12 protein-coding genes are annotated in these 7487 nt (G+C 54.3%); 8 read left to right on the forward strand and 4 right to left on the reverse strand.

Going from position 1 to position 7487, the window contains the following annotated elements; genetic code table 11:
- The 4 genes from JTI85_RS21620 to dolP form a co-directional block, all read left to right on the forward strand.
- The coding region (locus JTI85_RS21620; protein ID WP_255574895.1) for a penicillin-binding protein activator at nt 1-198 on the forward strand (198 nt) is incomplete at its 5' end.
- Nucleotides 156-551 carry a YraN family protein gene (locus JTI85_RS19410; RefSeq protein ID WP_016157561.1) on the forward strand — a complete coding sequence of 132 codons (396 nt, stop codon included), beginning with the start codon at nt 156-158 and terminating at the stop codon, nt 549-551. The genes JTI85_RS21620 and JTI85_RS19410, both read left to right, overlap by 43 nt.
- A 34-nt stretch (nt 552-585) precedes the next feature.
- On the forward strand, nt 586-1176 hold the full coding sequence (diaA, locus tag JTI85_RS19415) for a DnaA initiator-associating protein DiaA (protein WP_048213380.1): 591 nt from the start codon (nt 586-588) through the stop codon (nt 1174-1176).
- A gap of 9 nt (nt 1177-1185) precedes the next feature.
- On the forward strand, nt 1186-1761 hold the full coding sequence (dolP, locus tag JTI85_RS19420; RefSeq protein WP_048213381.1) for a division/outer membrane stress-associated lipid-binding lipoprotein: 576 nt from the start codon (nt 1186-1188) through the stop codon (nt 1759-1761).
- Nucleotides 1762-1854: 93 nt separating this feature from the next.
- Here dolP and JTI85_RS19425 read toward each other — a convergent pair whose 3' ends face one another.
- Together JTI85_RS19425 and JTI85_RS19430 are read right to left on the reverse strand one after the other, a co-directional pair.
- Nucleotides 1855-2490: an NAD(P)H-binding protein gene (locus tag JTI85_RS19425; RefSeq protein WP_137364782.1), complete on the reverse strand. Its 636-nt coding sequence runs from the start codon at nt 2488-2490 to the stop codon at nt 1855-1857.
- A 37-nt stretch (nt 2491-2527) separates the two neighbouring features.
- Nucleotides 2528-2956: a YhbP family protein gene (locus JTI85_RS19430; RefSeq protein WP_219351924.1), complete on the reverse strand. Its 429-nt coding sequence runs from the start codon at nt 2954-2956 to the stop codon at nt 2528-2530.
- 52 nt (nt 2957-3008) lie between these two features.
- Between JTI85_RS19430 and JTI85_RS19435 the strand changes: the two genes are divergently transcribed.
- Nucleotides 3009-3299, forward strand: coding sequence for a GIY-YIG nuclease family protein (locus JTI85_RS19435; protein ID WP_115602378.1), 291 nt, complete (start codon nt 3009-3011; stop codon nt 3297-3299).
- Here JTI85_RS19435 and JTI85_RS19440 read toward each other — a convergent pair.
- The gene (locus tag JTI85_RS19440) at nt 3296-3799 is read right to left on the reverse strand and encodes a GNAT family N-acetyltransferase (protein WP_048213385.1); all 504 of its coding nucleotides are present in this window, start codon (nt 3797-3799) and stop codon (nt 3296-3298) included. The two genes, JTI85_RS19435 and JTI85_RS19440, sit on opposite strands and share 4 nt — an antisense overlap.
- Entirely contained in the window at nt 3793-4317 is a 525-nt protein-coding gene (locus JTI85_RS19445) for an SCP2 domain-containing protein (protein ID WP_219351925.1), read from the reverse strand. Before JTI85_RS19445 ends, JTI85_RS19440 begins: the two co-directional genes overlap by 7 nt.
- A 220-nt stretch (nt 4318-4537) precedes the next feature.
- Between JTI85_RS19445 and JTI85_RS19450 the strand changes: the two genes are divergently transcribed.
- From JTI85_RS19450 to JTI85_RS19460, 3 genes are all read left to right on the forward strand, one after another.
- On the forward strand, nt 4538-5533 hold the full coding sequence (locus tag JTI85_RS19450) for a peptidase U32 family protein (protein ID WP_219351926.1): 996 nt from the start codon (nt 4538-4540) through the stop codon (nt 5531-5533).
- Nucleotides 5524-6420, forward strand: coding sequence for a U32 family peptidase (locus JTI85_RS19455; RefSeq protein ID WP_048218708.1), 897 nt, complete (start codon nt 5524-5526; stop codon nt 6418-6420). The genes JTI85_RS19450 and JTI85_RS19455 overlap by 10 nt, the downstream gene beginning before the upstream one ends.
- A gap of 78 nt (nt 6421-6498) precedes the next feature.
- On the forward strand, nt 6499-7487 hold a 989-nt coding region (locus tag JTI85_RS19460; protein WP_219351927.1), incomplete at its 3' end, for a luciferase-like monooxygenase.

A 7487-nucleotide genomic window follows, 5' to 3' on the forward strand; every position in this document is an offset into this window, starting at 1 on the left:
GATTACTCACTGGCACGTATGTATGCGATGGGCGTCGATGCCTGGTCACTTGCCAACCACTTCTCGCAAATGCGTCAGGTACAGGGTTTCGAAATTAACGGCAACACCGGGGCCTTAACCGCAACGCCGGATTGTGTGATTAACAGGAAGTTATCATGGCTCAAATACCAGCAAGGACAAGTCGTCCCCGCCAGTTAACGAGTAAACAGACCGGTGACGCATGGGAATCCACCGCGCGTGACTGGCTGCAAAGCAAGGGACTGCATTTTATCGCCGCTAACGTGCGTGAGCGTGGCGGCGAAATCGACCTGATAATGCGTGAAGGCAACACCACCGTCTTTGTTGAGGTTCGCTATCGGCGCTCGGCCCAGTTTGGCGGCGCAGCGGCGAGTGTGACCCGGAGCAAACAACACAAATTATTACAGACCGCCCGCTTGTGGCTTGCGCGCCACAATGGGAGTTTTGATACTGTGGATTGCCGGTTCGATGTGTTAGCCTTCACCGGAAATGATGTTGAGTGGTTTAAGGACGCGTTCAACGACCGCTCATAGTTGAAGATTCAGAGCCTGGTTCTTAAGGATTAGCGTGTTAGATAGAATTAAAGTCTGCTTTACAGAAAGCATTCAAACTCAGATAGCTGCGGCTGAAGCACTCCCGGATGCGATCTCCCGTGCCGCCATGACGCTGGTTCAGTCCCTGCTCAATGGCAACAAAATTCTCTGTTGTGGTAATGGGACGTCCGCTGCCAACGCACAGCATTTTGCTGCCAGCATGATCAACCGTTTTGAAACAGAACGCCCAAGTTTACCTGCGATTGCACTAAACACTGATAATGTGGTCTTAACTGCGATTGCCAACGATCGCCTGCACGACGAAGTTTATGCAAAACAAGTCCGTGCGCTGGGACATGCAGGTGATGTTCTATTGGCAATTTCTACGCGTGGTAATAGCCGCGATATCGTAAAAGCCGTTGAAGCCGCCGTGACACGCGACATGACAATCGTTGCGTTGACCGGTTATGACGGAGGGGAGCTGGCCGGGTTGTTGGGGCCACAGGATGTTGAAATCCGCATCCCGTCACACCACAGCGCCCGCATTCAGGAAATGCATATGCTGACGGTCAATTGCCTTTGCGATCTCATTGATAACACGCTTTTCCCTCACCAGGATGATTAAGGAGTACACATGAAGGCATTTTCGCCGCTCGCCGTCGTTCTCTCAGCATTGCTGTTGCAAGGCTGTGTAGCTGCCGCCGTTGTCGGAACAGCAGCTGTCGGGACGAAAGCAGCAACGGATCCTCGCAGTGTCGGCACCCAGGTAGATGATGGGACCCTGGAATTACGCGTCAATACGGCGTTGTCGAAAGATGCCCAGATCAAGAAAGAAGCGCGCATCAACGTGAGCGCATATCAGGGTAAAGTGCTGCTGGTCGGCCAGTCACCTAATAGCGAACTGTCTGCGCGGGCAAAACAGATTGCGATGGGCGTAGAAGGTACGACTGAGGTCTTTAATGAGATCCGTCAGGGCCAGCCAATCGGTCTGGGCGATGCATCCAACGATACCTGGATAACCACCAAAGTACGTTCCCAGCTACTGACCAGCGATCAGGTGAAATCCTCTAACGTGAAAGTCACCACCGAGAATGGAGAAGTGTTCCTGTTAGGTCTGGTGACCGAACGCGAAGCGAAGGCGGCGGCAGACATCGCCAGCCGGGTAAGCGGCGTGAAACGCGTCACGACGGCCTTTACGTTTATTAAATAATACTGATGCCGGATAGCGACGCATGGGCGTCTTATCCGGCCTACAGGACGTTATCGTTTGTAGGYCGGATAAGCGTCAGCRCCATCCGGCATTTTATTTAGCCCTTTCGCGTAACTCGGAAGAGGTCAGGATCGAAACCCCTTCATGCCCAGGCGCCAGCGCTTCTGCCAACATTGCCCGCGCAACATCGCGCGCTTCAATCGACTTCCAGTTACCCGGCAGCAACCGAAATAATGGCGCTAAAAACATTTCATTCGCCCGCTGTTTATCCCGATCACCCAGTAGCATAGAAGGCCGGGCAATCGTCAGCCAGGGCCATTTCTGCGCGATCAGCGCCTGCTCCATTTCCCCTTTCACCCGGTTATAAAAAAACGGTGAATTGGCATTAGCGCCCATCGAACTCACCACCAGCATATGCTGGGCCCCCAGCCGACGCCCCGTCAGAGCTGTATCCACTACCAGCGTATAGTCAGCGTGGATAAATGCTTCTTTGCTGCCCGCTTCACGTCGGGTCGTTCCCAGGCAACAAAAGACAATATCGACCGGATCGGTAACCTGCGCCAGAGCATCGGTTAGCTGCGGATCGTGGGGATTATAGATGCCAACCGTATCAGCCAGCGGTCGACGCGTCGGCGCCGTAATGGCATTGATCCGGGGTTCATTCAGTAGCATCCGCAATAAATGTCCACCCACCAGACCCGTTGCACCGGTTATTAACACCTGGCTCATCGTTTATTTTCCCCTGACGCTTCAATCACTCTTTTAACTATAGATCACGTAGCCAGTGCATCTTTTTACCGAAGCCCAGCGTGTTGTCAGTGAATTTGACTTCATCCAGTCGAATCTCCCACACGGGCGCTGGCAACATTCTGGCGACGGGGAAACGGCGGTTGTAGGCGTTACGCGCGGTTTCACTCTCCTGCCCTTCAAGACGGCGAATTTCCCCCTTAAACTGCACGCCACGAATCAGGGCGACCGTTTTGGGCTGACCATTTACCGTGCCGGCAATCGGTGCACACGGTCCCGACATCTGCGCATGGCGCGTTTTATCTTCGGTCAGCACATAGAATGCCATCTTCTGCGCATCAAACAGGTAAAACGCATTGGCGCACCACAATTCACCTTCATGGTGTACGCACCAGGTCACGACGTGCTGTTTTGCCAGCCAGCGAGACACCGCAGTCAGTGTTTCCATTTCTGTTCTCTTTTATACTGTAGGCCTGAAAATTATCACGTCGATGGTGACAATGACACCCTGGTATCTGTACCTGATCCGTACCGCTGACAACGCCTTATACACCGGAATAACCACCGATGTGCAGCGCCGCTATAAGCAGCATCAAAGTGGGAAAGGCGCGAAGGCGCTACGTGGAAAGGGGGAACTCACGTTGGCATTTGCGGCGCAAGTTGGCGACCGTTCGCTGGCCCTGCGCATAGAGTATCGGGTCAAGCAGCTTACAAAACGCCAGAAAGAGCGTCTTGTGGAAGGCGAAGGGTTTGAGACTCTACTGAGGAGCCTGCAAACCCCCGACACTTAAAAGCGGTTGAAATGGTCGTGATATTCCACCAGGCCAGAGACGCCCTCCAGCGCATCTTCTGCCAGGCGATGCACCTGGAAGGCACTTTCTGTACCCGGCCAGCGGCAACGCAGGTCGTGATGGGCCGCCAGTTCGAAGCCAAAGCGGCTGTACAGTGCCGGATCGCCCAGCGTAACCACCGCGGCGTAGCCAAACTCGTTCAGGGAATCGAGTCCTTCATAGACCAGTTGACGCGCCAGGCCCTGTCCCCGGTAGTTTTCATCCACCGCGAGCGGCGCCATGCCGACCCATTGCAGATCTTCACCCTGCACATCGACAGGGCTGAACGCGACGTAACCCACTACCTGACCTTCATCATCGGTAGCAACCAAACCCAGCGTTAAGAAACCATCTTCACGCAGGTCGTGGACTAATTTTGCTTCCGCATCGCTCTCAAATGAACGGCGCAGTAATGCATCAATACCAGGGGCATCAATGGGAATCTCAACTCGAATCAGCATGGCTCACCTACCGAGGTCTGTTTGGTTTCTGGCGACGTTTTCATACCCGCCTCAACAAAATCCGCCAACTGCATCAGCATGACGCGCAACGCTTTAGGCATCTGCTCCAGTTCGATGGCATCCATCAGATTTTTTACGTATAGCCCTAATTCTGTATCACCTTCAATCACCAGGCGACGCTGGAAGAAAAGCGTATCCGGATCCTGCTTGCGGGCCACGATCATCAGGAGATCGCTGGCATCTGCGCTAAAACTCACATCCGCATCTGCATTCTGGCTGACGATAAGTTTATCGTTCTCAACAGAGGTATACCATTTGAGGTCAATGTCACGCACATGAATGCTCAGCCAGCGACCGTCGAGAAACTCCAGCTCCCCATCGGCCAGCGCCTGACTAAACTGCCAGCTCAGGACCTGTTCCAGAACCTGGCGCTTCAGCGCAAAGGGCGTCAGTTTAACCGGTACACTGATCAGAGAAGGACCTAAATGTACTAAGCGTGAACGCAGTTTATCCAACACGAGCTTTACTCCCTGTTTCAATAGTCCTGCTATTTTGCCATATCAAATAAACGACATAGCGGCATAAATCAACAATTCGCTACGAAATTGTTACCTCTTTATTGGTGTCACCAATACGACTTTAACTGCCTCAAATCAAAAATTGTCTCAGCAAGGTTAACTAAAATCCCTCTTCGTTAACATTTCTGCGCCCTACATGGCGCAACGTTCAGGATAAATTATGGAGCTGCTCTGCCCTGCCGGAAACCTCCCGGCGCTTAAGGCGGCCATCGAGAACGGCGCTGATGCTGTCTACATCGGGCTGAAAGATGATACCAACGCCCGTCATTTCGCCGGCCTTAATTTTACCGAGAAAAAATTGCAGGAAGCGGTGAGTTTCGTTCATCAGCACCGCCGTAAGCTGCACATTGCGATTAACACCTTTGCGCACCCGGATGGTTACGCGCGCTGGCAGCGTGCCGTTGATATGGCAGCGCAACTGGGTGCAGATGCGCTGATCCTCGCCGACCTCGCCATGCTTGAGTATGCCGCAGAGCGCTACCCGCATATTGAGCGCCATGTCTCCGTTCAGGCATCTGCAACCAATGAAGAGGCAATTAATTTCTACCATCGCAACTTTGACGTTGCCCGCGTGGTGCTGCCGCGCGTGCTGTCTATTCATCAGGTGAAGCAGCTTGCTCGCGTCACGCCAGTTCCCCTGGAAGTGTTCGCCTTTGGCAGCCTGTGCATTATGGCAGAAGGTCGTTGCTACTTATCTTCTTATCTGACAGGCGAATCGCCAAACACCGTGGGTGCCTGCTCCCCTGCTCGTTTTGTTCGCTGGCAGCAGACCCAACAAGGGCTGGAATCCCGCCTAAACGAAGTTCTGATCGATCGCTATCAGGATGGAGAAAACGCCGGTTATCCGACGTTATGCAAAGGCCGCTATCTGGTTGATGGCGAACGCTATCATGCACTGGAAGAGCCTACCAGTCTGAACACGCTGGAACTGCTGCCCGACTTACTGGCCGCCAATATTGCTTCCGTCAAAATCGAGGGACGTCAGCGCAGCCCGGCCTATGTCAGCCAGGTGGCGAAAGTGTGGCGCCAGGCGATCGACCGCTGTATGGCCGACCCACAAAACTACGCCCCGCAGGACGCGTGGATGGAAACGCTCGGTTCAATGTCCGAAGGCACACAGACCACGCTTGGCGCGTATCACCGTAAATGGCAGTGAGAGAAGCAATGAAATATTCCTTAGGGCCGGTGCTATGGTACTGGCCGAAAGAAACGCTGGAAGATTTTTATCAGCAGGCCGCCGTAAGCCAGGCCGACATTATCTATCTTGGCGAAGCGGTATGCAGTAAACGCCGTGCCACCAAAGTAAGCGACTGGCTGGATATGGCGAAATCACTCGCGGGCAGCGGTAAACAGGTGGTGCTGTCGACGCTGGCGCTGGTGCAGGCCTCTTCTGAGCTGGGAGAACTGAAGCGCTATGTTGAAAACGGCGACTTCCTGCTGGAAGCCAGCGATCTTGGGGTGGTAAACATGTGCGCCGAGCGTAAGCTGCCGTTTGTCGCCGGGCATGCGCTCAACTGCTACAACGCGGTAACCCTGCGTTTACTGCTCAAGCAGGGCATGACGCGCTGGTGTATGCCGGTAGAGTTATCCCGCGACTGGCTGGTAAACCTGCTCAACCAGTGTGATGAGCTGGGTATTCGCAATCAGTTTGAAGTCGAGGTACTGAGCTATGGGCATCTGCCGCTGGCATACTCCGCCCGATGCTTTACCGCACGCTCTGAAGATCGTCCAAAAGACGAATGTGAAACCTGCTGCATCAAATACCCCAACGGACGCGATGTGCTGTCTCAGGAGAATCAGCAGGTCTTTGTGCTCAACGGGATCCAGACCATGAGCGGCTACGTTTACAACCTCGGCAACGAGCTGACATCGATGCAGGGTCTGGTTGATATTGTGCGCCTGTCCCCCTCGGGCAGCGAAACATTCGCCATGCTTGATGCGTTCCGCGCCAATGAAAATGGCAGTGCTCCATTACCGCTTGCCGCCCACAGTGACTGCAACGGCTACTGGAAGCGGCTGGCTGGTCTGGAGCTGCAGGCGTAAAAAAGCTCACTTTGTTAACAACGGTAATCAAATTTTAATGCAGTATTAAAAGATTAACCGGTAACAAAGTGAGCCGTTATGACTGACAAAACTATTCCGTTCTCGGTGCTGGATCTGGCGCCAATCCCTGAAGGGTCTTCGGCAAAAGAGGCCTTCACGCACTCGCTTGATCTCGCCCGACTGGCCGAAAAGCGCGGCTACCACCGCTACTGGCTGGCAGAACATCACAACATGGTCGGTATCGCCAGCGCGGCAACTTCAGTGCTGATTGGCTATCTGGCTGCCAATACCACCACGCTGCATCTCGGTTCCGGTGGCGTTATGCTGCCCAACCATTCGCCGCTGGTGATCGCCGAACAGTTCGGTACCCTGAATACGCTGTATCCGGGACGCATCGATCTTGGGCTTGGCCGCGCGCCGGGGAGCGATCAGCCAACGATGCGTGCGCTGCGCCGCCATATGAGCGGTGATATAGATAACTTCCCACGCGACGTCGCTGAACTGGTGGACTGGTTCGACGCCCACGATCCTAATCCCCATGTACGCCCGGTTCCCGGCTACGGCGAACAGATCCCGGTCTGGTTATTAGGCTCCAGCCTGTACAGCGCACAGCTGGCGGCCCAGCTCGGCCTGCCGTTTGCCTTCGCCTCGCATTTTGCTCCGGATATGCTGCATCAGGCGCTGCATCTGTATCGCACCCAGTTCAAACCCTCAGCGCGGCTGGCAAAGCCGTATGCGATGGTGTGCATCAACATCATTGCCGCTGACAGCAATCGCGATGCCGAGTTTCTTTTCACCTCGATACAGCAGGCGTTTGTGAAACTGCGTCGTGGCGAAACGAGCCAGCTACCGCCGCCGGTAGAGAATATGCATCAGCTGTGGTCCGCTTCTGAGCAATACGGCGTACAACAGGCGCTGAGCATGTCGCTGGTCGGTGATAAGGCGAAAGTGCGGCACGGTCTCGACGCTATTTTGCGTGAAACCCAGGCCGATGAGATTATGGTTAACGGCCAGATTTTCGATCATCAGGCACGGCTACATTCGTTTGATTTGGCGATGCAGGTGAA

This window comes from Citrobacter sp. Colony219 (genome assembly GCF_019382635.1).
Taxonomy (GTDB): Bacteria; Pseudomonadota; Gammaproteobacteria; order Enterobacterales; family Enterobacteriaceae; genus Citrobacter; species Citrobacter youngae.